Here is a 22,995-nt window from a genome sequence, read left to right on the forward strand (position 1 = left end):
CGGGCGGGCCGGGGGAACACGACGGATCGGAACGGAACGGGAGCAGGGCATGGCACGTTGGGCGCTGGTCGTGGAGGAGACGGTGGGCACCGGGCACGACCGGACCTGGGGCAGCAAGGTGCTCGCCGAGGTCGAGGGCAGCCGCGAGGAGGCCGTCGAGGAGCTGAAGCGGCTCGTCCCCTCCTACACCCCGCAGCACCCGTTCAACAGTCGACGGCGGACGCTGCTCCGCGACGGGGACACCTACCTGCTGGTCTCGCAGGGGAGCATGCGCGACTACCACTGCGTGTTCAAGGTGTGGGAGCTGCTGTGGGACAGCGAGCGGCCGGAGGTCCAGGCGGAGCGCCTGGCCGAGGGGGACGCGGAGGACGGGTGACGGAGGGCGGGTGACAGCGAACAGATGACAGCCGACAGATAACAGATAACAGATAACAGATTTCAAACTCTGTCAGCTGTCAGCCGTCACCCCACCCCGCAGAGCCGCAGCACCGCCGTCGTCGCCGCACCGGCGACCACCACCACCGGGAACGGTGCCCGGCGCAGCGCGAGCACCCCTGCGGCCAGCACGCCCGCCGGGCGGGCCCACCCCGCGAAGCCGTGCCCCTGGGTCAGCGCCCCGGTCGCGACCAGGGCCACGAGCAGCACCGTCGCCGCGACGGCCAGCAGGTGCCGCAGTCGCTCCGAGAGGGCGAGCCGGCCGGCGAGCAGCGGCCCGGCGAGCCGGTAGGCGTACGTTCCGGCCGCGAGCAGCAGAACGGCGTACAGCGGCATCATCGAACCGTCTCCTTCTCGCTCTTCACGGCACTCTCCCCGCCCACCGCGTTCTCCACGTTCTGCTCGTCCGCGGCACTCCGGGCCGCCTCCCCCGCCGCCGGCCGTCCGGCGAACAGCAGCCCGACGAGGGCCAGCAGCACCGGCAGCCCGGCCGGGACGAACGGCGTGGCGGCGACCGCGACCACCGCTCCCACCAGCGCCGCCGTACGGATGCGGCGGTCCACGAGCGAGGGCAGGACGAGGGCGAGCAGCACCGCCGGGAAGGCGGCGTCCAGGCCGAGCGCGTCCGTGTCGCCGAGCAGCCCGCCCGCGAGCGCGCCGAGCAGCACCGAGACGTTCCAGACCACGAACAGCGCGATCCCGCAGAGCCAGTACACGGCCCGGCGCCGGCGCGGCTCGTTCTGCTGCAGGGCGAAGGCGGCGGTCTCGTCGGTGAGCAGCTGCGCGCCCAGCAGGCGCCGCCACCAGGGGCCGTCGAGCACATCGGCCACGGTGAAGCCGAAGGGCAGCAGCCGGGCGTTGAGCACCAGCCCGGTGGCGACCGCGGCGAGGGCGCCGCCGCCGGAGAGCACCACGCCGACCGCCGCGAACTGGGAGCCGCCCGCGAACACCAGGACGGAGAGGGCGACCGGCACCCAGAGCGGCAGACCGCCGGAGACGCTGATCGCGCCGAAGGAGGCGCCGACGAGGGCATCGGCCAGGCAGACCAGAGCGACGTCCCGGAGGGTGGCGCGCTCCAGTGTTCGGAGTAGCGAACGCATGTTCATTAGGGTGAACCGCTCCAGCCTCGTTCGTCAAGGCGAACAGGCGGACCGATCCGGCGAACGATGGCCGACGCGGTCGGTACGGTCGGCGCGACCGACCGTGGCAGCATGAACGGCGGCATCGGCCGCACCGGGAGCCGTGGACGTGGAAGGGGCCAGGAGGAAGCGTGAGTGGCGAGCATGAGTGACCAGACCACCCCGGCCACGGGCCCCGACGGCGGCACCGGCAACCGCCCCGGCGGCGGCAGCGGCAACGGGAACGGCACCGAGCTGATCGGCCAGATCGCCGCCTCGATCCGGCGCGAGCGCGAGCGCAGCGGCCTGTCGATGGCCGAGCTGGCCCGGCGTGCGGGCATCGCCAAGTCCACCCTGTCCCAGCTGGAGTCGGGTGCGGGCAACCCCAGCGTGGAGACGCTCTGGGCACTCGGGGTCGCGCTGAACGTGCCGTTCAGCCGGCTGGTCGACCCGCCGCGCCCGGTGGTCAAGGTGATCCGGGCCGGCGAGGGCCCGGTGACCCACTCCGAGCGTGCCGACTACGCCGCCACCGTGCTCTCCTCCTGCCCGCCCAACGCCCGGCGCGACATCTACCGGATCGAGGCGCAGCCGGGCGAGACCAGGGCCTCCGACCCGCACATGCCCGGCACCGTCGAGCACGTGCTGATCGGTGCCGGGCGGGCGCTGGTCGGGCCGACGGAGGCGCCGGTGGAACTGGGCCCGGGCGACTACGTGAGCTACCCGGGCGACGCTCCGCACGTGTTCCGCGCCCTGGCCCCGGACACCCTCGCGGTGATCGTCATGGAACACATCTGACGACCAGTCAGCATCCCCGCACGGGCACGGACTACTTCAACAGCCCGTCCAGGAAGGCGTTTCCGAACACCCGGTGCGGGTCGTGGCGGTCCAGGACGGCGACCGCCTCGTCCCAGCCGGGCCCGCCGCCGGCCCGCAGGCTGTCGGGGATGGCCCGGCCGATCATGTCCGGGTCGGACCAGGCGGCGGCGTCGGTGTAGGCCCAGCCCTTGGACCACTCGACCCGCAGGCCCGCCCGGGTGCCGTCGAAGGTGCGCAGCAGCCACTGCTCCAACTCCCGGGCGAAGCGCTCCAGTCCGGGGGTGCCGGGGAAGGCCAGGACGTCCAGCCAGACCGCCGTGTCCCACTCGGGACGGTCGGCGCGCGGGCGCAGTGCGGACAGCAGCGGGGGCCGGGCGCCGGGGACGCCGGAGGCGGCCGGGTCGTCCAGGCCGGTGACCCGGATCTCCACCGCGCCGTTCACCGGGAACTCGCCCCGGGCCTGGTAGGCGGCGAGCAACTCCCGGTAGTAGGCGGCGAATTCGCTCACCACCCACTGGAGGTCGGCGCGCTTGGTGAGGATCGCGTAGCCGTTGGCGGTGACCCGCAGGGTGGTCGGGCGGACGTACTGGAGCAGGGCGCGGGAAGGGCCCCAGAGGTCGGAGTGCAGTCCGCCGGCGAGCAGGTGGGTGAGCACCTCGCCGCTGAGCAGCCGGCGCAGCAGGTCGCCGGAGAGCAGGATGTCCGTGATGTCGCCGGTGAGCCCCACCTTCGCGACCAGGTACTGGAGTTGGCCGAACAGCGGGGCCGATGCCCAGGCGCCGGCGACGATCTCCCCGGCGAGCCGGGCGACCGGCTCCGGAATGCTGTCCGAGAAGGGGTAGTTGTAGGGGTGGTCGACGGAGAGGGAGCCGAGCGGCTTGTTCGGGGTGACGCTCCAGGTCTTGAGCCAGGGGTACTCGGTGTAGGCGAACCAGATCGCCTCGACCCGGCCGTCGCGGTCCACGAACTCGGCGAGCGTGCGCGGGCCGCTCCCGCCGCCGAGGACGCCGCCCAGCACTCCCCCGAGCACTCCGCCGAGCCCGCCGCCGGTCCCGGTGCCGCTGCCGCTGCCCGGGCGGGCGAAGAGCTCGCTCGCCGGGATGTCGAGCCGGCTGACGCAGCGCAACGGGCGGTCGGCACCGGCCCGCAGCACCACCTCGGTGAGGAAGGCGCGGCCCAGGTGCACCAGGAAGGCGGCGCTGTCGGCCTCGGAGCGGTCGAAGGTGCGCAGCGTGTAGCGGCCGGTGGCCGGGTCGAGGACGACAGCGGTGAGCCGGACGACCTGGTTGCTGACCGAGCCGTAGCCGTGCCCCTCCGGCCGCACCTCCCCGACCGCCGCGGTGGCGGTGCCGTGGCCGCCGATGGCGAGCACGCCGCCGACGGTGAGCTCGCCGGGGGCGGGGCAGGCGGTCAGGCCCAGGCCGCGCTGGGCCAGGTGCGCGAGCAGGGCCTCCATGGTGGCGCCGGTCTGCACCCGGACGGTGCCGGGCGAGTCGGCGCTGATGGCGGTGAGGTACCGGCTGGTGTCCACGAGCAGGACCCGGGCGCTCTCCGGGGTCCCGGCGGCGACGGTGAGCGGCGCCCAGGTGTGCCGGTAGCCGGAGGCGCGCAGCCGCCAGCCGTTGGCGTGCGCCCAGTCGGCGAGGGCCGGGACCTCCTCGGGGGTGCGCGGCGCGCAGGTCCACAGCTGGTCGGTGCGGATCTCGCCGGACCAGTTCTGGAAGACCCGCTGGTAGAGCTCGGTGCCGGCGGGCAGCCCGGGCGGTACGGGCCCGGCGGCCTCGGCGCTGTCCGGGCCGACGGTGCCGCGCAGCAGCCAGGCCGCGCCGCCGAGCACCGCCGACGCGCCCAGCAGCTGTCGGCGGGTGAGGCCGTCGGTGGTGCTCCTCCGCGGGCCCGCCGGGGCCGTCGACGAGGCTCTCGCCGGGGCCTGCGCCCGGGCGCCCGCGGACGCCTTCGTCGGGGGGTCCGCAGCGGCGTCCACCTGGGCGTTCATGCGGGTACTCATGGGGGTCATCCCCTCCGGTGTCGCCCCGTCACCCGTTCCGCCCCTCGGGCCGTGTCCTGTGGTCATCCGTCCGTCCGCCCCTTCGCGCTGGTCCCCCCGGGCCGAGCTGCGGCGATCCGGGTCCGGCCGGAGTCCGCCCGGCCCGGTCTGGAGCGTATGGAGGGGCGTACGGCCGTTTGAAGCACCCGCCGGGGATCTCACTCCTTCGAGTGAGATCGGTCCGATCCGCCCCGGGAACCCCGTCCACCTGCACAGCTCCTCGTCCGGACTCTGTTGCCCGGCTCCTCGGCGGGCGCATAGGTTGATCGCGATCACCCCACCCCGCCCGCCGGAGGCCCCGCCATGCCCTCGTCCGCGAACCCGCCCGTGCCCGCGCGTCCCGTGCCCGGGCCGCTGACGGTCGCCGTCGCCCAGCCCGTCTGCGCCGCCGCCGGCCGTCCGGACACCGTGTCCGAGAACGTGGCCCTGCACGCCGAGGCGGTACGGGAGGCGGGCACCCGGCTGGTGGTGTTCCCCGAGCTGTCGCTGACCGGCTACGACCTGGCCGCACCGGCCGTCGACCCGGCGGACGCCCGGCTCGCACCGCTGGTGGCGGCCTGCGCCGCGGCCGGCGCCGTCGCCCTGGTCGGGGCGCCGGCGGTCGAGGCCGACGGGCGCGAGTCCATCGCCACGCTGGCGGTCACCGGGGAGGGCGCCGAGGTCGTCTACCGGAAGATGCGCCTGCACGGCGCCGAGGTCGAGCGCTTCACCCCGGGCGGGAAGCCCGTCGTCCTGGAACTGGACGGTCTGCGGCTCGGCCTCGCCGTCTGCGCGGACGCCGCCGATCCGACGCACGCCGAGGAGACCGCCGCGCTCGGCATCGACGCCTACGTCGCCTCCACCCTCTACGGGCCCGGCGCCGCCCAGGCCGAGCGCCGGGACGGCCACGTCCGCGACCGGGCCGCCGCCCACGGGGTGTGGTGCGTGCTCGCGACCTGCGCCGGGGCCACCGGCGAGTACCCGGACAGCTCGGGCGGCTCCGGCGTCTGGGCCCCGGGCGGCGGCCTCGTCGTCCAGGCCGGTACCGCCCCGGGCGAGCTGGTCCGCGCCGAGGTGGCCCGTACCGGCCTGCCTCGGCCGTAGGCGCCGGGCCCGAACCGGGACCAGAACCGGAAACCGGGTCACCCCCACCGGAAATACCCGGGCCCCGCTCGCGGCTGTGGTGATCGGAGATCCGTTCCGGGCCCGGTCGGGCCCGTACAGGAGGTGCAGCGCGCGATGGGTGGCCAGCAGGAGAAGCTGCAGGAGTACCGGATCGAGCACGACTCGATGGGCGAGGTCCGGGTGCCGGCCGACGCGAAGTGGCAGGCGCAGACGCAGCGGGCGGTGGAGAACTTCCCGGTGTCCGGTCAGCGGCTGGAGCGGGCGCACATCGCCGCGCTGGCCCGGATCAAGGCGGCAGCCGCCCGGGTGAACGCCCGGCTCGGGGTGCTGGACGAGGAGACGGCGGAGGCGATCGCGGCGGCGGCCGAGGAGGTCGCGGAGGGGCGCTGGGACGACCAGTTCCCGGTGGACGTGTTCCAGACCGGCTCGGGCACCTCGTCCAACATGAACACCAACGAGGTGATCGCCACCCTGGCCGGGGAGCGGCTGGGCCGGCCGGTCCACCCGAACGACCACGTCAACGCCAGCCAGTCGTCCAACGACGTCTTCCCGTCCTCGATCCACATCGCCGCCACCAGCGCCGTCACCCACGACCTGGTCCCGGCGCTGGAGCACCTCGCGGAGGCGTTGGAGCGCAAGGCCGCCGAGTTCGCCCGGGTGGTCAAGTCGGGCCGCACCCACCTGATGGACGCCACGCCCGTCACGCTCGGCCAGGAGTTCGGCGGCTACGCGGCGCAGGTGCGGCACGGGCGGGAGCGGCTGCTGGCCACCCTCCCCCGGGTGGCCGAACTCCCGCTCGGCGGCACGGCGGTGGGCACCGGGATCAACACCCCGCCCGGCTTCCCGGAGGCCGTCATCGCGGAGGTCGCCCGCGCCACCGACCTGCCGCTGACGGAGGCCAGGAACCACTTCGAGGCGCAGGGCGCGCGGGACGCCCTGGTCGAACTGAGCGGTCAACTGCGCACGGTGGCGGTCGGGTTCACGAAGATCGCGAACGACCTGCGGTGGATGGGCTCCGGTCCGCGCACCGGGCTCGGCGAGATCAACCTGCCGGACCTCCAGCCGGGTTCGTCGATCATGCCGGGCAAGGTGAACCCGGTGCTGCCCGAGGTCGTGCTGATGGTCGCCGCCCAAGTGGTGGGCAACGACGCGACGGTCACCCTGGCGGGCGCGAGCGGCAACTTCGAGCTGAACGTGATGCTCCCGGTGCTCGCCCGCAACGTGCTGGAGTCGGTGCGACTGCTCGCCAACAGCGCCCGGCTGCTGGCCGACCGGACGGTGGACGGCATCACCGCCAACGTCGAACGGGCCCGGGAGTACGCGGAGTCCTCGCCCTCGGTGGTGACCCCGCTGAACCGCTACATCGGGTACGAGGAGGCCGCGAAGGTCGCCAAGCAGGCACTGGCCGAACGCAAGACGATCCGTCAGGTGGTGCTGGAGCGCGGCTACGTCGAACAGGGCAGGCTCACCGTGGAGCAGCTGGACGAGGCGCTGGACGTGCTGCGGATGACGCACCCCTAGCGGGCCGGGCCGGCCGGCGGCTGTGACACGGCTTGGTCCCGGTCGCCGGCCTCGCCTTCGCCGGAGGACGTGCGCCGGGGCGCGGCGGGCGGTTGCGCCCTCCGCGCCCCGGTCACGGGCTGCGGGGAAGATCAGCCCTTGGCGCGACCGGCCCGGCCGCGCCGCATCGATGCTCCGTTCGACGTCATGGTCGCCATCGAGATCGCCGCGAGGCCGAGCAGGAACATCACGGCGCCCACGATGACGCAGGTCACGATGTTCTTGCCGTGCGCGACGGACCCGGAGACGACCCACGGGGAGATGATCGTCCAGGCACCGAGCGCGGCGGCCGCCCAGGCCCGCGCGTGGGTGCGTTCGTAGGCCGACCCGTAGCCGGCCATCAGAGCCGTGTAGGCCAGCCCGACGATCAGGCAGGTCACGGTCAGGGTGTTGTACGCGGTGAAGCCGACGATCCACGGCGATGCCGCCAGGAAGAGGCCGGCCAGGACGGCCAGGGCCTCGATGCCCTGGGCACGGGGGGTCGAGGTGACCCGCTCGTAGCGTTCGCGCAGTTCGACGATGTCCGGATGGTGCTCCATGCCCGTCGTCGGGATATGGGTTGCCACCGATACCACCTCCTGTGGTCGGAACCGGTAAGGCGCTTGCCCCGTACCTATTCTGGCTCTTATCCAACGATTTGCACCCAATAGTCCGGAATAACCGATAACCATCGGATCACGCCGGTGACCTGCGTCTCAACCGTCCGGGTCGCCATTGCCTATGCAACTCGTTGCATAGCAGGATGCGGGCCATGGCACTGGAGCACGCGATCCTCGTCTCACTGCTGGAGCAGCCCGGCTCCGGCTACGAGCTGGCCCGGCGCTTCGACCGCTCGATCGGGCGCTTCTGGACCGCCACCCACCAGCAGATCTACCGGGTGCTGCGGCGGATGGAGACGGACGGCTGGGTGGCCGCGCAGGAGGTCAGCCAGGACGGACGCCCGGACAAGAAGGTCTACTCGGCGGCCGAGGCCGGACGGGCCGCGCTGGCCGGCTGGCTGCGCGAACCGGTCGAACCGGAGACCGTCCGGCACGAGCTCGCGGTCAAGATCCGGGCCGCCGCCTTCGACGACCCGGCCGCACTGATCTCCGAGGTCGAACGGCACCGCGAGGGCCATGCCGCCCTGCTCGCCCGCTACCTGCACGGCGAGCAGCGGGACTTCCCCGACGCCACCGCGCTCGACGCCGGGCAGCAGCTGCAGCACGTGGTGCTGCGCGGCGGCATCGAGTACGAGCGGATGACCCTCGCCTGGCTCGACGACGTGCTCGCCACCCTGCGCCGCCTCTCCTCCGCCGGCTGACGGCGGACCGCCGACGACCGGCGGACGGCGGGCGACGCCCGGTCCCTGCCACCCGCCCCTCCTCACACCCTCGACCCCCGGGAGCCCCTCGATGCTCTTCAACCCGCGCAACTACGACCCCGCACAGTTCGACGAGCCGACCCGCCGGCTGCTGCGCGCGACGGTGGACTGGTTCGAGTCCCGCGGCAAGAAGGCGCTGATCGACACCTACATCGACCGCAGCTGGTACGCCGACTTCCTGGACTTCGCCGCGAAGGAGGGCCTGTTCGCGGAGTTCCTGACCCCCGCCTCGGCCGACCCCGACAAGCGCTGGGACACCGCCCGCATCGCCGAGCTGAACGAGATCCTCGGCTTCTACGGCCTCGGCTACTGGTACACCTGGCAGGTCACCATCCTGGGCCTGGGCCCGGTCTGGCAGAGCGGGAACGAGGCCGTCCGCGCCCGCGCCGCCAAGCTGCTGGCCGAGGGCCACGTGATGGCCTTCGGCCTCTCCGAGCGCACCCACGGCGCGGACATCTACTCCACCGACATGATCCTCACTCCGGACGGCGAGGGCGGCTTCACCGCGACCGGTTCCAAGTACTACATCGGCAACGGCAACGTGGCCGGCCTGGTCTCGGTGTTCGGCCGCCGCTCGGACGTCGAGGGCCCGGAGGGCTACGTCTTCTTCGCCGCCGACAGCCGCCACGACGCGTACCACCTGGTCAAGAACGTGGTGAACGCGCAGATGTACGTCAGCGAGTTCCGCCTGGAGGACTACCCGGTGCGCGCCGAGGACGTGCTGCACACCGGCCAGGCCGCCTTCGACGCCGCGCTCAACACCGTCAACGTCGGCAAGTTCAACCTCTGCACCGCCTCGATCGGCATCTGCGAGCACGCGATGTACGAGGCCGTCACGCACGCCCACAACCGGGTGCTGTACGGCAAGCGGGTCACCGACTTCCCGCACGTCAAGCGGGAGTTGACCGACGCCTACGTCCGCCTGGTGGCGATGAAGCTGTTCAGCGCTCGGGCCGTGGACTACTTCCGCACCGCCTCCCCCGAGGACCGCCGCTACCTGCTGTTCAACCCGATGACCAAGATGAAGGTCACCACCGAGGGCGAGAAGGTCATCGACCTGATGTGGGACGTCATCGCCGCCAAGGGCTTCGAGGCGGACACCTACTTCGACAAGGCCGCGAAGGACATCCGCGGCCTGCCGAAGCTGGAGGGCACCGTCCACGTCAACCTGGCGCTGATCCTCAAGTTCATGGGCAACTACCTGTTCGCCCCGGCCGACTACGCCCCGGTGCCGAGCCGCCTGGACGCCGCCGACGACGACTTCCTGTTCCGGCAGGGCCCGGCCCGCGGCCTCGGCGCGATCCGCTTCCACGACTGGCGCGCCGCCTACGACCGCCACGCCGCGCTGCCCAACGTCGCCCGCTTCCGCGAGCAGGCCGACGGCTTCTGCGCGCTGCTGCTCGAGAACGCGCCGAGCAAGGAGCAGCAGGCCGACCTGGACTTCCTGCTGGAGATCGGCCAGCTGTTCGCGCTGATCGTCTACGGCCAGCTGGTGCTGGAGCAGGCCGAGTTGACCGGCCTGACCGCCTCCGAGGACGGCGGCGACGTGCTGGACCGGATCTTCGACGCGCTGGTCCGCGACTTCTCCGCACACGCCACCGAGCTGCACGGCAAGGCCTCGGCCACCGAGGAGCAGGCCGCCTGGGCCCTGACGAACGTGCGCCGCCCGGTCGCCGACCCGGCGCGGGACGCGCGGGTGTGGGAGCGGGTCGAGGCCCTCTCCGGTGCGTACGAGATGCGGCCGTAGGGCGGAGCGGCAGGACTCCGGGGGTGCCGGTCGGCGGGCCGGCACCCCCGGTTCACTTCTCCGGCCCACCGCCCGCGTTCACCTTCCCCGTTCGCCCCTCGGTTCACCGCCCCGGTGCGCCCCTCGGTTCACCGCCCCGGTGCGCCCCTCGGTTCACCGCTCCGGTTCACCGCTCCGGGGAGGTCCGGCCGTCGCCGAGGCCCATGTCGCGGGCCCGGGCGACCGCCTCGGCGCGCGTGGCGACGTGCAGCTTCTCGAAGATGTGGGTGATGTGGTTGCGGACGGTCTTCTCCGCGACCACCAGCTCCCGGGCGATCCGCCGGTTGTCCAGCCCGCGCGCGACCAGGCCCAGCACCTCGGCCTCGCGGGCGGTGAGTTCGGGGAAGAGCTGCCCCGCCTCCCGCATCCTCGCCCCGGCCAGCAGGGCGGTGATCCTCCCGGCCACCTCGCCGCCGAACACCGCGCCGCCCGTCGCGACCGTCCGCACCGCGTGCAGCACCTCCTCCCGCCCGGCCCCCTTGACCAGGTAGCCGCGCGCGCCCGCCTGGAGGGCGGCGAGCAGGTTCCCGTCGTCGTCCGACATGGTCAGCATCAGCACCGGCGGCGGCGCCTCCCGGGTGGCGAGCTGCCGGACGGCCTCCAGTCCGGAGCCGTCGGGCAGCGAGAGGTCCATGATCACCACGTCGGGGTGGTGCCGGGCGACCGCCCCCGGAACGTCGGCGACCCGCTCGGCCTCGGCGACCACGAGGACGCCCTCAGCGCTCTCCAGTGCCGCCTTGAGCCCCTCCCGGAACAGGGGGTGGTCGTCGACGATCAGCACACGGACGGGCGGGTCTCCGGCCGGGTCCGCAGGTTCCACCGGCTGTTCTTCATCCACCCGGCCGACACTATCAGCGGCGATCGCGTGACTTTCCGTGACGTGCGCGTGAAGCCCTCCGCGTGTCGGCCCGCCGCCCGCCGCACCCGACGGCGATGGACGGGCGGCAGACGGATAACAGATGGCAGTCGACAGCTGACAGATTTTGAACTCTGTCAGCTGTCGACTGTCATCTCACCGCGGCCTCCCGGCCTCGCGCCCTCACCCCTGCGGATCGGCCTGCCCCGAGCGCATGGGCCTGCTGTCCCACTCCGGCCCCAGGGCGGCGCCGGGGGTGCCGACGCGGCCCAGAACGGCGGTGACCGGTCCGCGGCGGCCGGCCCGGAGGCCGTACCGCTCCCCCGCCCGGACGTAGACCAAGTCGCCGGGGAGCAGCGGCACTTCACCGAGCTCGCCGAGGAAGGAGGAGGCTCCGGAGAGGACCACCAGGAAGGCGTCGGCGGCCCGGTCCGCGTACGGTCCGCAGACACCGACCGGGTCGAGCCGTACGGTGCCCACCTCCACCTGCCGCCAGCTCGGGGCGGGTGCGGAGCCCGACCGCTGGGCCGGGATGACGACCCGGGGCGGGGTGGGACGGACGGTGAGCACGGCGGTCGGCGCGCCGCGGACGGCGATGAGCCGGTAGGAGGTGCCGGGCCGGTGGTGCAGCGCCTCGCCCGGGGAGAGGATCCGGCCGGCCGCGAGCAGCCGACCGGAGAGCACCACCGTCACCGATTCGACGGATTCGTAAGGGAGTTGCTCGACCCGGACGCCCGGCGGCAACGCCTCGACGGTGAGTCCGGCGCGGACGGCCGGCCGCTGCTCGGGGTCGATCAGCCGCTGGAACGCGGGTGCGGTGCGGGGGACGGCAGCGGGGACGAGTATCACGAGGGGTCTCCTCGGATCGAGGACTGGCAGGACCCGTCGGGGCCGGTCAGGGCCGGTCGCGGCGGGTGGCTCGGCGGCGGGCCGGGGCGGCCCGGGCGCCGGCGGTGTGCCGGGGGACGGCGAGGGTCAGGCAGAGCAGTTCCGCGCCGAGCGGTCCGGCTTCGAGGTGCAGCGTGCGGCCGCGGTGGGCCATCAGCAGGTCCCCCACGGAGGCCAAGTGGTCGGTCTCGTCGGAGAGTTGACCGACGACGGCGGCTCCGCGCAGCACGTGCAGGACGGTCTCGGTGTCGGGTCGGCCCACGAGCACGTGGTGGGCGCCGGGGCTCAGCCGCAGGTGGTCGAAGGTCTCGCAGGCGCTGGCGAGCATCGGGCGCCGGGCGAGGGAGCGGATCCGTACCCGCTCGCCGTTCGGGCCGATGACGACCATGGCCGCGCCGGTGTCGGTGGTGACGATCACCTGGGGTCACCTTCTTCGGAGGAGGGCGGGACGGCGAGGACGGCGTGGAAGTACTCCAGTCCGGCCGTGCCGGCGGTCAGCACGGTCCGCGAGCCGAGCGGCAGCACGATCGCGGTGCCCTCGACCAGCGGCAGGCCGGCCTCGGCACGCTCCGGATGGTCCTGGCGGTCCTGGTGGTCCGGCTGGTTCGGGTGCACGGCGCCCTCGGGCAGTTCGGCGAGACCGGAGCCGGCGGTGACGTAGAGCGCGTGCTCGACGCCGTCGGCGGCCACCTCGGTGCGCCGTCCCGGGTCGAGCCGTTGCAGGCCGACGCCGCGCAGCGGTCCGGCGAGCAGGCGGCCGGGGTCGACGGCGCCTCGGCGGCGCAGGTCGGTGATCACGGTGCCCGACATGACGGGCGCTCCTTCCGGTCGCGGGCGGGCGCTGCGGTCCGCCTCTGTGATCCACCGTGCGCCGCCCGTTGTCCCGACCACACGGGGGTGTCGTCCCGTCCGGCTCCCGACCCGATCCCACCCGGGATCCCGGCCCCGTCCCGGCCGGATCCCGCTCCGGTCCCGCCCCGGTCGCGCCAGGGTCCTGCCCTGGTCCCGCCCTGGTCGCGCCCTGGTCGCGCCCCCGGTCCGGTCGCGGCTCCCGATCCCTCGCACCGCCCTCCGCACGCACCCCGGGAGCCCCCGTCCGCGACCGCCCCGAGCCGCCCGGAACGACGTACGGTGGAACCGGAGGCCGTGTCATGCACGTCACCGGAACCCACTTCACCCGCTTCGCCGACCGCACCGAGGCGGGCCGTCGGCTGGCCGCCCGGCTCGGCCACCTGGCCGGCCCCGACACCGTGATCGTGGCGCTGCCGAGGGGCGGCGTGCCGGTGGCCGCCGAGGTCGCCGCGGCGCTCGGCGCACCGCTGGACATCTGCGTGATCCGCAAGCTCGGCGTGCCGTACCAGCCCGAGCTGGGCATGGGGGCGATCGGCGAGGACGGCGTCCGGGTGCTGAACGAGCAGGTGATCCGGTTCTCCTCGGTCACGGACGGCCAACTGGCCGAGGTGGAACGGCGCGAGCGCGCCGAGCTGGCGCGCCGGGCCCGCCGCTACCGGGGTGACCGGCCGCCCGCCGACCTGCGCGGACGGACGGTGGTCGTGGTGGACGACGGCATCGCCACCGGGTCCACCGCCCGGGCGGCCTGCCGGATCGTCCGGGAGCGCGGCGCGGCGCGGGTGGTGCTCGCGGTGCCGGTCGCGCCCGCGGACTGGGCCGAGCGTCTCGACGAGGTCGCCGACGAACTGGTCTGCGTCGACACGCCGTCCCCGTTCTACGCGATCGGCGAGTTCTACGCCGACTTCTCGCAGACCGAGGACGAGGAGGTGCTGCGGCTGCTGGCCGAGGCCGCCCGTGGCGACCCGCCCGGGGCCTCCGCCGGGGTCGACCGGGAGCTGCCGCTGCCCGTCGCCGGGGTCCGCCTCGCGGGCCGGCTGACCGTCCCGGCCGGCGCGCGCGGCGTCGTCGTCTTCGCACACGGCAGCGGCAGCGGTCGGCACAGCCCGCGCAACCGGCACGTCGCCGAGTACCTGAACCGCACCGGGCTGGCCACGCTGCTGTTCGACCTGCTCACCGAGGCCGAGGAGCCCGACCGGCGGAACGTGTTCGACGTGGCGCTGCTGGGCGGCCGGCTGACGGCCGTCGCCCGGCGGCTGGGCCCGGCGGAGGGCGGCCCGGACGCCACCGTGCCCGAGACCCGGGGCCTGCCGCTCGGCCTGTTCGGTGCCAGCACCGGCGCCGCGGCCGCGCTGCACACCGCCGCCGAACTGGGCCCGGCGGTGCGCGCCGTGGTCTCCCGGGGCGGTCGCCCGGACCTCGCCGCGCCCGACACCCTGACCCGGGTCCGCGCCCCGACGCTGCTCGTGGTCGGGTCGCTGGACCCCACCGTGCTCGACCTCAACCGGCGGGCCCGGAGCCGACTGCGCTGCGAGACCGGGCTCGCGGTGGTGCCGCACGCGAGCCACCTGTTCGAGGAGCCGGGGACCCTGGACCGGGTCGCCGAGCTGGCCGCGGACTGGTTCCTCCGCCACCTCCCGCGCCCCGTCGGCCCCGGGAGCGCGTGACCGTCCCATTGCGCAGACCTCGTGCTTCACCCCCGGTGAGCAGCGCATTTTGCGCAGCTGACAGCGGGAATTTCTGATCAGCTTGTACACATTGAGCAGTCAAAATCCGACCTGTTGCCCAACCACCCCGACAGGAGCAAGCTCTCCGCAACCACACCGCCCACCCGTTCGGTGCGGTCGCGATCCAGCGGAAGCCTCGACGGCGAGGCCCGAAGTGGAGGAACGAGCGATGACCCCGCAGTCCCACGCCCTTGAGTTGACCCCCGAGGAGCGCGAGGCCGGTCTTGACGCCGACCAGCTGCGCCGCCTCGTCGGCCTCGTCGAGCACGACGCCGCCGCCGACCCCTTCCCGGTGACGGCCCAGGACGCGGTCGTCTTCGTGGTCGGCAACGCCACCCAGACGGCGCAGTTCTACCAGGTCGTCTTCGGCATGGAGCTGGTCGCCTACTCCGGCCCGGAGACCGGCCGCCGCGACCGCAAGGCGTACGTGCTCCGCTCCGGCTCCTGCCGCTTCGTGATCAAGGGCGGCGTCCAGCCGGACAGCCCGCTGCTGGACCACCACCGCCGCCACGGCGACGGCGTCGTCGACCTCGCCCTGGAGGTCCCGGACGTCGACAAGTGCATCGAGCACGCCCGCGCGACCGGCGCCACCGTGCTGGAGGAGCCGAACGACGTCTCGGACGAGAACGGCACCGTGCGCCGCGCGGCCATCGCCACCTACGGCGAGACCCGCCACACCCTGATCGACCGCTCCCGCTACCACGGCCCGTACCTGCCGGGCTACGTCGTCGCGGAGAGCCGGGTCACCCACCCGGAGGGCTCGCCCAAGCGCCTCTTCCAGGCCCTCGACCACGCCGTCGGCAACGTCGAACTGGGCCGGATGGACGAGTGGGTGGCGTTCTACAACCGCGTCATGGGCTTCGTGAACATGGCCGAGTTCGTCGGCGACGACATCGCCACCGACTACTCCGCGCTGATGTCCAAGGTCGTCGCCAGTGGCAACCACCGGGTGAAGTTCCCGCTCAACGAGCCGGCCATCGCCAAGAAGAAGTCCCAGATCGACGAGTACCTGGAGTTCTACACCGGCCCCGGCTGCCAGCACATGGCGCTCGCCACCAACGACATCCTCACCACCGTGGACGTGCTGCGGGCGCGCGGCGTGGAGTTCCTCTCCACCCCGGACTCCTACTACGACGACCCGGAGCTGCGCGCGCGGATCGGCAAGGTCCGGGTGCCGGTCGAGGAGCTGAAGAAGCGCGGCATCCTGGTCGACCGCGACGAGGACGGCTACCTGCTGCAGATCTTCACCAAGCCGATCGGCGACCGCCCCACCGTCTTCTACGAGTTCATCGAGCGGCACGGTTCGCTCGGCTTCGGCAAGGGCAACTTCAAGGCGCTCTTCGAGTCCATCGAGCGCGAGCAGGACCGACGCGGCAACCTGTGAGCGTCCGAGGGCTCTGACGGGCCCCAACGAGCTCTGCAGAAGCCCGGACGGACCCTGACAAGGGTCTGTCCGGGCCCTGACAGGCTCTGGCAGGCTCTGACGAACGGATCTCTGCCGAACGGTCGAGGAGGACCACGGAGATGGCGTACTACCGGCAGCTGGGAAGCATCCCGCCCAAGCGGCACACCCAGCACCGCACCCCCGAAGGCGGGCTGTACTACGAGGAGTTGATGGGCGAGGAGGGGTTCTCCTCGGACTCCTCACTGCTCTACCACCGGGGCATCCCCTCGGCGGTGGTCAACGCGGTGCCGTGGGAGCTGCCGGACCAGTCCACGGTGCCCAACCACCCCCTCCTCCCCCGCCACCTCAAGCTGCACGAGCTGTTCGCGGACCAGGACTGGAAGTCCGCGGACGTCGTCGGCAGCCGCCGGCTCGTCCTCGGCAACGGCGACGTGCGGATCTCGTACGTCGCCGCCGGGGCCCCGAGCGAGCTCTACCGCAACGGGCTCGGCGACGAGTGCGTGTACGTGGAGTCCGGCTCCGGCACGGTCGAGACGGTGTTCGGCTCGATCGAGGTCGGGCAGGGCGACTACGTGGTCATCCCCCGTGCCACCACCCACCGCTGGGTGCCGGCCGGGGACGAGCCGCTGCGCGCGTACTGCATCGAGGCGAACAGCCACATCACCCCGGTCAAGCGCTACCTGTCCAAGTACGGGCAGCTGCTGGAGCACGCGCCGTACTGCGAGCGGGACTTCCGCGGACCGGTCGGCCCGCTGGTCGTGGACGCCCCCGGGGACGTCGACGTGCTGGTCAAGCACCGCGGCCCGAACGGGATCGCGGGCACCCGCTACACCGTGCCGCACCACCCGTTCGACGTGGTCGGCTGGGACGGCTGCCTGTACCCGTACGCGTTCAACATCAAGGACTTCGAGCCGATCACCGGCCGGATCCACCAGCCGCCGCCGGCCCACCAGGTCTTCGAGGGCAACGGCTTCGTGATCTGCAACTTCGTCCCGCGCAAGGTGGACTACCACCCGCTGGCGATCCCGGTGCCGTACTACCACGCCAACGTGGACAGCGACGAGGTCATGTTCTACTGCGGCGGCGACTACGCGGCCCGCAAGGGCTCCGGCATCGGCCAGGGCTCGATCTCGCTGCACCCGGGCGGGCACACCCACGGGCCGCAGCCGGGGGCGTACGAGCGCAGCATCGGCGCGGAGTTCTTCGACGAGCTGGCCGTCATGGTGGACACCTTCCGCCCGCTGGAACTCGGCGAGGGCGGCCGGGCCACTGAGGACGCCAACTACGCCTGGACCTGGGCCGGTCGGGGGCCCGGGCGATGAACGCACTTCCTTCGGGGGGTGTGATCCCCGAGCTGTTCCGCGGACTGTTCGACGACGCGGCGGTGTTCCCGCCCGGGAACCTGCCGGTCGCCGAGGCGGTGCCCGCGCACCGGGCGCACCGTGCGGCCTGGTACGCCGAGGCGGTCGGGCCCTTCCTCTGCGGGGCCGGCCGACTGGGCGAGCTGGCCGCGGCGGTCTCGGCCGGCGCGGCTCCGGGCTCAGTGGGGGCGGACGACTCGGCGGTGGCGGGCGACCGGCCGCTCAAGGTCGGGCTGGTGCTGCCGGGGGGCAGCATCGAGCTCGCCCCGGCGCTCGCCGCCGCCGCACCGTTCGAGCTGGCCGGCGTCGAGCTGGCCACCCGGGACGCCGCCGAGGCGGTGGCCGCGCTGGACCGGCTGCTGCCGCCGGACGTCCCCGCCGCCGTCGAACTCCCGCGCGAACTGCTGCGCGGGGACGGGCTGGACGCCGTCCTGGACGTGCTGGTGGACAGCCCGTACCGGGCGAAGTTCCGCACCGGCGGGCTGGTCGCCGAGGCCTTCCCGGACGAGGACGAACTGGCCGCCTTCCTCACCGGCTGCGCGCAGCGCGGACTGCCGTACAAGTGCACGGCCGGGCTGCACAACGCCGTCCGGCACACCGATCCGGAGACCGGCTTCGAGCACCACGGCTTCCTGAACGTGCTGCTGGCCGCGCAGGAGACCGACCGGGCCGCCGCCGCGGCGGTGCTGGCGGAACGCGACGGCGAGGTGCTGGCCAAGGCGGCACGCGCACTGACTGACCGTCAGATCGTGGTGATCCGCAACTCGTTCACCGCGTTCGGCACCTGTAGCATCGCCGAGCCCCTGGGTGACCTGGCCGCGCTCGGCCTGCTGTCGTCGCCCAGTCCACTGCACCAGGAGGACCGTTGAGCACCACCCCCAGCAGCTGGCTCGCCAGCGCCCAGGACTCGCCGTTCGGCGTGCACAACCTGCCGTACGGCGTCTTCACCGCCGCCGACCAGCCCGGGCGGCGCCGGATCGGCGTGCGCGTCGGGGACTTCGTGCTGGACGCCGGGGCGGCCGCCCGCGCGGCCGGAGCGCCGTCGGTGCTGCTGGACGCGGACTCGCTCAACCCGCTGATGGCGGCGGGGCGCCCGGTCTGGAGCCGGGTGCGGGCGGACCTCACCACCTGGCTCACCGACGAGTCCTTCCGCGAGGCCCTGCCGCCGGCGCTGCTGCCGGCCGACGAGGTGGAGCTGCACCTGCCGTTCGAGGTCGCCGACTACGTCGACTTCTACGCCTCCGAGCACCACGCCACCAACCTGGGCCGGATCTTCCGCCCGGGCTCGGAGCCGCTCACCCCCAACTGGAAGCACCTGCCGATCGGTTACCACGGGCGGGCGGGCACGGTCGTGGTCTCCGGCACGCCGGTGGTGCGGCCGTCCGGGCAGCGCAAGGCGCCCGCCGACGCCGCGCCGACCTTCGGGCCGTCGCGCCGGCTCGACATCGAGGCCGAGGTCGGCTTCGTCGTCGGCACGCCGTCGGAGCTGGGCCGGCCGGTCGCGCTGGACGACTTCCGCGAGCACGTGTTCGGCGTCTGCCTGCTCAACGACTGGTCGGCGCGCGACATCCAGGCCTGGGAGTACGTGCCGCTCGGCCCGTTCCTCGGCAAGTCCTTCGCGACCTCCATCTCGCCGTGGATCGTGCCGCTGGACGCCCTGGAGCACGCCCGGGTCACGCCGCCGGAGCGCGACGTCGAGCCGCTGGCGTACCTGGACGACCGGGGCGGCGAGCCGTGGGGCCTGGACCTGGCGATGGAAGTCCGGCTGAACGGGCACCAGGTCTCCCGGCCGCCGTTCGCCACCATGTACTGGACGGCGCAGCAGCAGCTGACCCACATGACGGTCAACGGCGCCTCGCTGCGCACCGGCGACCTGTTCGCCTCGGGGACGGTCAGCGGGCCGGAGCGGGACACCCGGGGCGCGCTGATCGAGCTGACCTGGAACGGCGAGGAGCCGCTGAAGCTCCCGGACGGGACGACCCGGACGTTCCTCGAGGACGGCGACGAGGTGACCATCACCGCCACGGCGCCCGGGCCGGACGGCGCCGTGATCGGGTTCGGCGAGGTCACCGGGCGCGTGCGGGGCTGAGGGCCCACGACCGACGGATGACGGATGACAGATAACAGCTGACAGATTTCATCAGCTGTTATCTGTCAGCCCACCGCCGGCGGCTCCCGCCTACAGCCGCGAGCCGCCGGTGGCGTCGACCACGCGCCCCGTCATCCACCGCGCGTCGTCCGAGGCGATGAAGGCGACGACGTCCGCGATGTCCTCCGGCGCCCCGACCCGGCCGAGCGCGGCGACCGAGGCCGCCCAGGCCCGCGCCTCCGGATCGCCCAGGAACTCCGCATTGAGGTCGGTGTCGATGATCCCGGGCGCCACGGAGTTGACGGTGATCCCGCGCGGCCCGAGCTGCTGGGCGAGGTTGAGCGAGAAGGTGTCCAGCGCACCCTTGGTGGCGCCGTAGGCCATGATCTCCGGCATGGCGAGCCGGGCCAGGCCGCTGGAGATGTTGATGATCCGGCCGCCGTCACGCAGTCGCTCCAGCCCGTGCTTGACGATGAAGAACGGTGCGCGGACGTTGACCGCGAAGACCTCGTCGAACTCCTCCTCGGTCAGGCCGGCGAGGTCGGAGCTGCGCCCGATCCCGGCGTTGTTCACGATGATGTCGACGCCCCCGGCCGGCGCGTACTCGCCTATCCGCGCGTCGAAGGCCTCCCACAGCGCGACGGCATCGCCGTGCCGCCCGAGCGCGGCGGGCAGCGCGAAGGCCCGCCCGCCGTCCGCCCGAATGCCCGCCACCACCTCCTCCGCCGCCACCGCATCGCGGGCGTAGCCGACGGCGACGGTGGCGCCGTCCCGCCCGAGCCGGCGGGCGATGGCCCGGCCGATCCCCCTGCTGCCCCCCGTGACCAGTGCCGTCTTGCCCTGAAGCCTGTCCGCGCCCATGTCCGAGCCCCCTCCTGCTTGCACTCAACGTATTTCTTGAGCGATCGCTCAAAAAATACGCTAGCACACACTTCTTGAGTGAGTGCTCTAAAATTCAGCGCATGACAGAGGCGCACGCGGCGACAACGGCATCCCCGGACGGGCCCACCGGCCCGCCGCGCACTCCCCGTCGCGGACGCCCGCCGGCCTTCGACCGCGCCGAGGCCCTGGCCGCGGCCACCCGGCTGTTCTGGCAGCACGGCTACGAGGCCACCTCCGTCACCGACCTCACCACCGCCATGGGCATCCGCCCCGGCAGCCTGTACGCGGCCTTCGGCGACAAGCGGTCGCTGTTCGAGGAGGTGGTCCGCCAGTACGGCCACTCCCCCGCCGGCGAGTTCGCGGCCATCGCGCTGGCAGAGGAGCCCACCGCGTACGGCGCCTTCGCCCGCATCCTGCGCGAGGCCGCCGCCGTCTACGCCGACCCGTCGCATCCGGCCGGCTGCCTGGTGATCTCCGCCGCCACCAATGTGACCCCGCAGGACGCCGTCATCCAGGACCAGCTGCGCGAACGACGCAACGGGAACCTGCGCAACTTCGAGGAGCGGCTGCGCCGGGCACAGCAGGACGGCGAACTGCCGCCGGAGGCCGACCCGAAGGGGCTGGCCGGCTACTTCGGTGCGGTACTCCAGGGCATGTCCCAGCAGGCCCGCGACGGCGCCACCCCCGCCGACCTGGCCCGCACCGCCGAACTCGCCCTGCGCGCCTGGCCGTAGCGCCTCCCGCGCACCGCGGAGCGCCCCTGGAGCGCCCGTCGGAAACATGATCGCCGGGCGAGTGATCACAACGGGCGCCCGCCCCGGTACGGTGGACGGCGGGAATCGGCATCGCCGACGACAGCACCGAGGAACGGGAGCGGGCCCGATGAACGCAGAGGTGGCGGAGGTCCAGGCGTTCCTGGACGGCGGCGTCGGACGGCTCGTGCTGAACCGCCCCCGGGCGCTCAACTCGCTGACCCACGGCATGGTCACCGCCCTGCGCGCCACCCTGGACGGCTGGGCCGCGGACGACCGGATACGCGTCGTCGTGCTGACCGGCGCGGGCGAGCGCGGCCTGTGCGCGGGCGGCGACATCCGCGCGATGCACGACGACGCCAAGGCGGGCGGGGCCGGCACCCGGGCGTTCTTCCGCGACGAGTACCGGCTGAACGCGCTGATCGCCCGCTACCCGAAGCCGTACGTCGCGGTCATGGACGGCATCACCATGGGCGGCGGCGTCGGCGTGTCCGCCCACGGCGCGGTGCGGATCGTCACCGAGCGGTCCACCGTCGCGATGCCCGAGACCCGGATCGGGATCGCCCCGGACGTCGGCGGCAGTCGGCTGCTCGCCCACGCCCCGGGCGAGTTGGGCACCCACCTCGGGCTCAGCGCGGCCTCGATGGGCCCGGGCGACGCCCTGCTGTGCGGGTTCGCGGACCACTTCGTGCCCTCGCGGCGCATCCCGGACCTGCTCGACGCCCTGGGCCGAAGCACCGCCACGGCGCCCGACAGCACCACCACCGCCGGCACCACCGCCGTCGCCTCCGCCGTCGCGGCCGTCGTCGCCGCGCACGCCGAGCCCGCGCCGCCCGCCGCACTGGCCGCCCAGCGCCCCTGGATCGACGCCTGCTACGCGGCCGACACGGTCGAGGAGATCGTCGACCGGCTGCTGAACTCCGGTGTCCCGGAGGCGAAGGAGGCCGCCGAGGCCGTCCTGGCGAACTCCCCCACCGCCGTGAAGACCACCCTGGCCGCGCTGCGCCGCGCCCGTACGCTCCCCTCGCTGGAGGCCGTGCTCGACCAGGAGTACCGGATCTCCTGCGCCGCGCTGGAGGGCCACGACATGGTCGAGGGCGTCCGCGCACAGGTGATCGACAAGGACCGCAACCCCCGGTGGAAGCCCGGCACGCTCGCCGAGGTGACGGAGGCGGACGTCGCCCGCTTCCTCGCCCCGCGCGAGGGCGACGAACTGGGCCTGGCCTGAGCCCCACCCCTTCCCCACTTTCACGGCACACCTGGAGCCCGCCATGAACCACCCGGTCCCGCCGCCGACTCCGGCCGGGGGCACCGACCCGCTGTCCCGGGTGCCGCTGGGCGAGCAGGTGCGCGGGCTGCTGCTGGAGGGCCTGCTGAACGGCCGCTGGCAGCCCGGGGACCGGATCGTCGAGCGGCGCCTGGCCGCCGAGTTGAACGTCAGCCAGGCGCCGGTCCGCGAGGCGCTGCGCGCGCTCCAGACCCTCGGGCTGCTCGACGCCGAGCCCAACCGGGGCGTGCGGGTGCGCGAGATCGGCCCGGCCGAGCTGCGCGAGGTCTACCAGGTGCGGGCCGCGCTGGAGCGGCTGGCCGCCGAGTCGGCGGTGGTCCGGCTCGCCGGGGACACCACCGCGCTGGAGCGGCACGCCGAGCGGATGGCGGCGGCCGCGGCGGCGGGCGACGCCCTCGGCCAGGCCCGGCACGGGGTGGCCTTCCACCGCGAGATCGTCGCCGCCTCCGGCAACGGGACGCTGCTGCGGGCCTGGGAGGGCCTCGGGGTCGAGGTGTGGACGGTGCTGTCGCTGCACCGGGTCCGGCCGGAGCTGCACGAGAACGCCGCCGACCACCGGCCGCTGATCGAGGCCTTCCGGCGGCAGGACCCGGCGGTCGGCCGGCTGCTGGCCGAGCACGTCCTGGAGTACGCCCGGCACTCCGACTGAGCCGCTCGGGCCGGGGTTGCCCT

Annotated in this window: 23 protein-coding genes; 14 read left to right on the top strand and 9 right to left on the bottom strand. The window is 73.6% G+C overall.

The window, feature by feature from the left end:
- Positions 1 to 49: 49 nt before the first annotated feature.
- A complete protein-coding gene (locus tag ACWDD9_RS01890) occupies positions 50 to 376 on the top strand; it encodes a hypothetical protein (RefSeq protein ID WP_074004216.1) in 327 nt (108 codons plus the stop codon).
- An 86-nt stretch (positions 377 to 462) separates the two neighbouring features.
- Here the strand turns inward: ACWDD9_RS01890 and ACWDD9_RS01895 are convergent, their stop codons facing one another.
- Together ACWDD9_RS01895 and ACWDD9_RS01900 are read right to left on the bottom strand one after the other, a co-directional pair.
- Positions 463 to 771, bottom strand: coding sequence for an AzlD domain-containing protein (locus ACWDD9_RS01895; protein ID WP_369808302.1), 309 nt, complete (start codon positions 769 to 771; stop codon positions 463 to 465).
- Positions 771 to 1,535, bottom strand: a complete 765-nt coding sequence (locus ACWDD9_RS01900) for an AzlC family ABC transporter permease (protein WP_049652290.1) — start codon at positions 1,533 to 1,535, stop codon at positions 771 to 773. Before ACWDD9_RS01900 ends, ACWDD9_RS01895 begins: the two co-directional genes overlap by 1 nt.
- A gap of 183 nt (positions 1,536 to 1,718) precedes the next feature.
- Here ACWDD9_RS01900 and ACWDD9_RS01905 point away from each other — a divergent pair, with 183 nt between their 5' ends.
- Complete coding sequence (locus ACWDD9_RS01905; protein ID WP_449810554.1) at positions 1,719 to 2,348, top strand: helix-turn-helix domain-containing protein; 630 nt, start codon at positions 1,719 to 1,721, stop codon at positions 2,346 to 2,348.
- 31 nt (positions 2,349 to 2,379) lie between these two features.
- Here ACWDD9_RS01905 and ACWDD9_RS01910 read toward each other — a convergent pair whose 3' ends face one another.
- A complete protein-coding gene (locus ACWDD9_RS01910) occupies positions 2,380 to 4,377 on the bottom strand; it encodes a cholesterol oxidase substrate-binding domain-containing protein (RefSeq protein WP_449810555.1) in 1,998 nt (665 codons plus the stop codon).
- Between the two features lie 342 nt (positions 4,378 to 4,719).
- Between ACWDD9_RS01910 and ACWDD9_RS01915 the strand changes: the two genes are divergently transcribed.
- Positions 4,720 to 5,499: a carbon-nitrogen hydrolase family protein gene (locus tag ACWDD9_RS01915; protein WP_449810556.1), complete on the top strand. Its 780-nt coding sequence runs from the start codon at positions 4,720 to 4,722 to the stop codon at positions 5,497 to 5,499.
- Between the two features lie 156 nt (positions 5,500 to 5,655).
- Positions 5,656 to 7,041 carry a class II fumarate hydratase gene (locus tag ACWDD9_RS01920; protein ID WP_449810602.1) on the top strand — a complete coding sequence of 462 codons (1,386 nt, stop codon included), beginning with the start codon at positions 5,656 to 5,658 and terminating at the stop codon, positions 7,039 to 7,041.
- A gap of 131 nt (positions 7,042 to 7,172) precedes the next feature.
- Here the strand turns inward: ACWDD9_RS01920 and ACWDD9_RS01925 are convergent, their stop codons facing one another.
- Positions 7,173 to 7,646, bottom strand: coding sequence for an SPW repeat protein (locus ACWDD9_RS01925; protein ID WP_310593178.1), 474 nt, complete (start codon positions 7,644 to 7,646; stop codon positions 7,173 to 7,175).
- Positions 7,647 to 7,831: 185 nt separating this feature from the next.
- Here ACWDD9_RS01925 and ACWDD9_RS01930 point away from each other — a divergent pair, with 185 nt between their 5' ends.
- Both ACWDD9_RS01930 and ACWDD9_RS01935 read left to right on the top strand, forming a co-directional pair.
- Entirely contained in the window at positions 7,832 to 8,380 is a 549-nt protein-coding gene (locus tag ACWDD9_RS01930) for a PadR family transcriptional regulator (RefSeq protein ID WP_049652276.1), read from the top strand.
- Positions 8,381 to 8,471: 91 nt separating this feature from the next.
- Entirely contained in the window at positions 8,472 to 10,187 is a 1,716-nt protein-coding gene (locus ACWDD9_RS01935) for an acyl-CoA dehydrogenase family protein (RefSeq protein WP_074004212.1), read from the top strand.
- 166 nt (positions 10,188 to 10,353) lie between these two features.
- Here ACWDD9_RS01935 and ACWDD9_RS01940 read toward each other — a convergent pair whose 3' ends face one another.
- The 4 genes from ACWDD9_RS01940 to ACWDD9_RS01955 form a co-directional block, all read right to left on the bottom strand.
- Positions 10,354 to 11,064: a response regulator gene (locus ACWDD9_RS01940; RefSeq protein WP_234348413.1), complete on the bottom strand. Its 711-nt coding sequence runs from the start codon at positions 11,062 to 11,064 to the stop codon at positions 10,354 to 10,356.
- 201 nt (positions 11,065 to 11,265) lie between these two features.
- Entirely contained in the window at positions 11,266 to 11,931 is a 666-nt protein-coding gene (locus ACWDD9_RS01945) for a hypothetical protein (RefSeq protein WP_449810557.1), read from the bottom strand.
- Between the two features lie 46 nt (positions 11,932 to 11,977).
- On the bottom strand, positions 11,978 to 12,388 hold the full coding sequence (locus ACWDD9_RS01950; protein ID WP_449810558.1) for a hypothetical protein: 411 nt from the start codon (positions 12,386 to 12,388) through the stop codon (positions 11,978 to 11,980).
- Positions 12,385 to 12,780 carry a hypothetical protein gene (locus ACWDD9_RS01955; RefSeq protein ID WP_449810559.1) on the bottom strand — a complete coding sequence of 132 codons (396 nt, stop codon included), beginning with the start codon at positions 12,778 to 12,780 and terminating at the stop codon, positions 12,385 to 12,387. Before ACWDD9_RS01955 ends, ACWDD9_RS01950 begins: the two co-directional genes overlap by 4 nt.
- A 341-nt stretch (positions 12,781 to 13,121) precedes the next feature.
- Between ACWDD9_RS01955 and ACWDD9_RS01960 the strand changes: the two genes are divergently transcribed.
- The 5 genes from ACWDD9_RS01960 to fahA all read left to right on the top strand — a co-directional run bounded on the left by ACWDD9_RS01960 (position 13,122) and on the right by fahA (position 19,401).
- Positions 13,122 to 14,486 (top strand): phosphoribosyltransferase family protein, encoded by a 1,365-nt coding sequence (locus ACWDD9_RS01960; protein ID WP_449810560.1) that lies wholly within the window; start codon positions 13,122 to 13,124, stop codon positions 14,484 to 14,486.
- A gap of 229 nt (positions 14,487 to 14,715) precedes the next feature.
- Complete coding sequence (gene hppD, locus ACWDD9_RS01965) at positions 14,716 to 15,930, top strand: 4-hydroxyphenylpyruvate dioxygenase (protein ID WP_049659944.1); 1,215 nt, start codon at positions 14,716 to 14,718, stop codon at positions 15,928 to 15,930.
- A 140-nt stretch (positions 15,931 to 16,070) separates the two neighbouring features.
- Positions 16,071 to 17,273: a homogentisate 1,2-dioxygenase gene (locus ACWDD9_RS01970; RefSeq protein WP_049659946.1), complete on the top strand. Its 1,203-nt coding sequence runs from the start codon at positions 16,071 to 16,073 to the stop codon at positions 17,271 to 17,273.
- Positions 17,270 to 18,181 (top strand): hypothetical protein, encoded by a 912-nt coding sequence (locus tag ACWDD9_RS01975; protein ID WP_449810561.1) that lies wholly within the window; start codon positions 17,270 to 17,272, stop codon positions 18,179 to 18,181. The genes ACWDD9_RS01970 and ACWDD9_RS01975 overlap by 4 nt, the downstream gene beginning before the upstream one ends.
- Positions 18,178 to 19,401: a fumarylacetoacetase gene (gene fahA / locus ACWDD9_RS01980; RefSeq protein WP_449810562.1), complete on the top strand. Its 1,224-nt coding sequence runs from the start codon at positions 18,178 to 18,180 to the stop codon at positions 19,399 to 19,401. Before ACWDD9_RS01975 ends, fahA begins: the two co-directional genes overlap by 4 nt.
- 90 nt (positions 19,402 to 19,491) lie before the next feature.
- Here the strand turns inward: fahA and ACWDD9_RS01985 are convergent, their stop codons facing one another.
- A complete protein-coding gene (locus ACWDD9_RS01985) occupies positions 19,492 to 20,262 on the bottom strand; it encodes an SDR family oxidoreductase (RefSeq protein WP_380737517.1) in 771 nt (256 codons plus the stop codon).
- 101 nt (positions 20,263 to 20,363) lie between these two features.
- Between ACWDD9_RS01985 and ACWDD9_RS01990 the strand changes: the two genes are divergently transcribed.
- The 3 genes from ACWDD9_RS01990 (at position 20,364) to ACWDD9_RS02000 (ending at position 22,972) form a co-directional block, all read left to right on the top strand.
- On the top strand, positions 20,364 to 21,017 hold the full coding sequence (locus tag ACWDD9_RS01990) for a TetR/AcrR family transcriptional regulator (RefSeq protein WP_449810563.1): 654 nt from the start codon (positions 20,364 to 20,366) through the stop codon (positions 21,015 to 21,017).
- A 148-nt stretch (positions 21,018 to 21,165) separates the two neighbouring features.
- A complete protein-coding gene (locus tag ACWDD9_RS01995; protein ID WP_449810564.1) occupies positions 21,166 to 22,263 on the top strand; it encodes an enoyl-CoA hydratase/isomerase family protein in 1,098 nt (365 codons plus the stop codon).
- A 43-nt stretch (positions 22,264 to 22,306) separates the two neighbouring features.
- Positions 22,307 to 22,972: a GntR family transcriptional regulator gene (locus ACWDD9_RS02000; RefSeq protein WP_049652728.1), complete on the top strand. Its 666-nt coding sequence runs from the start codon at positions 22,307 to 22,309 to the stop codon at positions 22,970 to 22,972.
- Positions 22,973 to 22,995 lie beyond the last annotated feature (23 nt).

The organism is Kitasatospora sp. NPDC001119 (assembly GCF_053598475.1).

What these genes read in the sequence shown, in the direction of transcription:
- ACWDD9_RS01890 (WP_074004216.1), top strand. Translation starts at nt 50, where the DNA reads ATGGCACGTTGGGCGCTGGTCGTGGAGGAGACGGTGGGCACCGGGCAC.
- ACWDD9_RS01895 (WP_369808302.1), bottom strand. Translation starts at nt 771, where the DNA reads ATGCCGCTGTACGCCGTTCTGCTGCTCGCGGCCGGAACGTACGCCTAC.
- ACWDD9_RS01900 (WP_049652290.1), bottom strand. Translation starts at nt 1,535, where the DNA reads ATGCGTTCGCTACTCCGAACACTGGAGCGCGCCACCCTCCGGGACGTC.
- ACWDD9_RS01905 (WP_449810554.1), top strand. Translation starts at nt 1,719, where the DNA reads ATGAGTGACCAGACCACCCCGGCCACGGGCCCCGACGGCGGCACCGGC.
- ACWDD9_RS01910 (WP_449810555.1), bottom strand. Translation starts at nt 4,377, where the DNA reads ATGAGTACCCGCATGAACGCCCAGGTGGACGCCGCTGCGGACCCCCCG.
- ACWDD9_RS01915 (WP_449810556.1), top strand. Translation starts at nt 4,720, where the DNA reads ATGCCCTCGTCCGCGAACCCGCCCGTGCCCGCGCGTCCCGTGCCCGGG.
- ACWDD9_RS01930 (WP_049652276.1), top strand. Translation starts at nt 7,832, where the DNA reads ATGGCACTGGAGCACGCGATCCTCGTCTCACTGCTGGAGCAGCCCGGC.
- ACWDD9_RS01935 (WP_074004212.1), top strand. Translation starts at nt 8,472, where the DNA reads ATGCTCTTCAACCCGCGCAACTACGACCCCGCACAGTTCGACGAGCCG.
- ACWDD9_RS01955 (WP_449810559.1), bottom strand. Translation starts at nt 12,780, where the DNA reads ATGTCGGGCACCGTGATCACCGACCTGCGCCGCCGAGGCGCCGTCGAC.
- ACWDD9_RS01960 (WP_449810560.1), top strand. Translation starts at nt 13,122, where the DNA reads ATGCACGTCACCGGAACCCACTTCACCCGCTTCGCCGACCGCACCGAG.
- hppD (WP_049659944.1), top strand. Translation starts at nt 14,716, where the DNA reads ATGACCCCGCAGTCCCACGCCCTTGAGTTGACCCCCGAGGAGCGCGAG.
- ACWDD9_RS01970 (WP_049659946.1), top strand. Translation starts at nt 16,071, where the DNA reads ATGGCGTACTACCGGCAGCTGGGAAGCATCCCGCCCAAGCGGCACACC.
- ACWDD9_RS01975 (WP_449810561.1), top strand. Translation starts at nt 17,270, where the DNA reads ATGAACGCACTTCCTTCGGGGGGTGTGATCCCCGAGCTGTTCCGCGGA.
- ACWDD9_RS01985 (WP_380737517.1), bottom strand. Translation starts at nt 20,262, where the DNA reads ATGGGCGCGGACAGGCTTCAGGGCAAGACGGCACTGGTCACGGGGGGC.
- ACWDD9_RS01990 (WP_449810563.1), top strand. Translation starts at nt 20,364, where the DNA reads ATGACAGAGGCGCACGCGGCGACAACGGCATCCCCGGACGGGCCCACC.
- ACWDD9_RS01995 (WP_449810564.1), top strand. Translation starts at nt 21,166, where the DNA reads ATGAACGCAGAGGTGGCGGAGGTCCAGGCGTTCCTGGACGGCGGCGTC.
- ACWDD9_RS02000 (WP_049652728.1), top strand. Translation starts at nt 22,307, where the DNA reads ATGAACCACCCGGTCCCGCCGCCGACTCCGGCCGGGGGCACCGACCCG.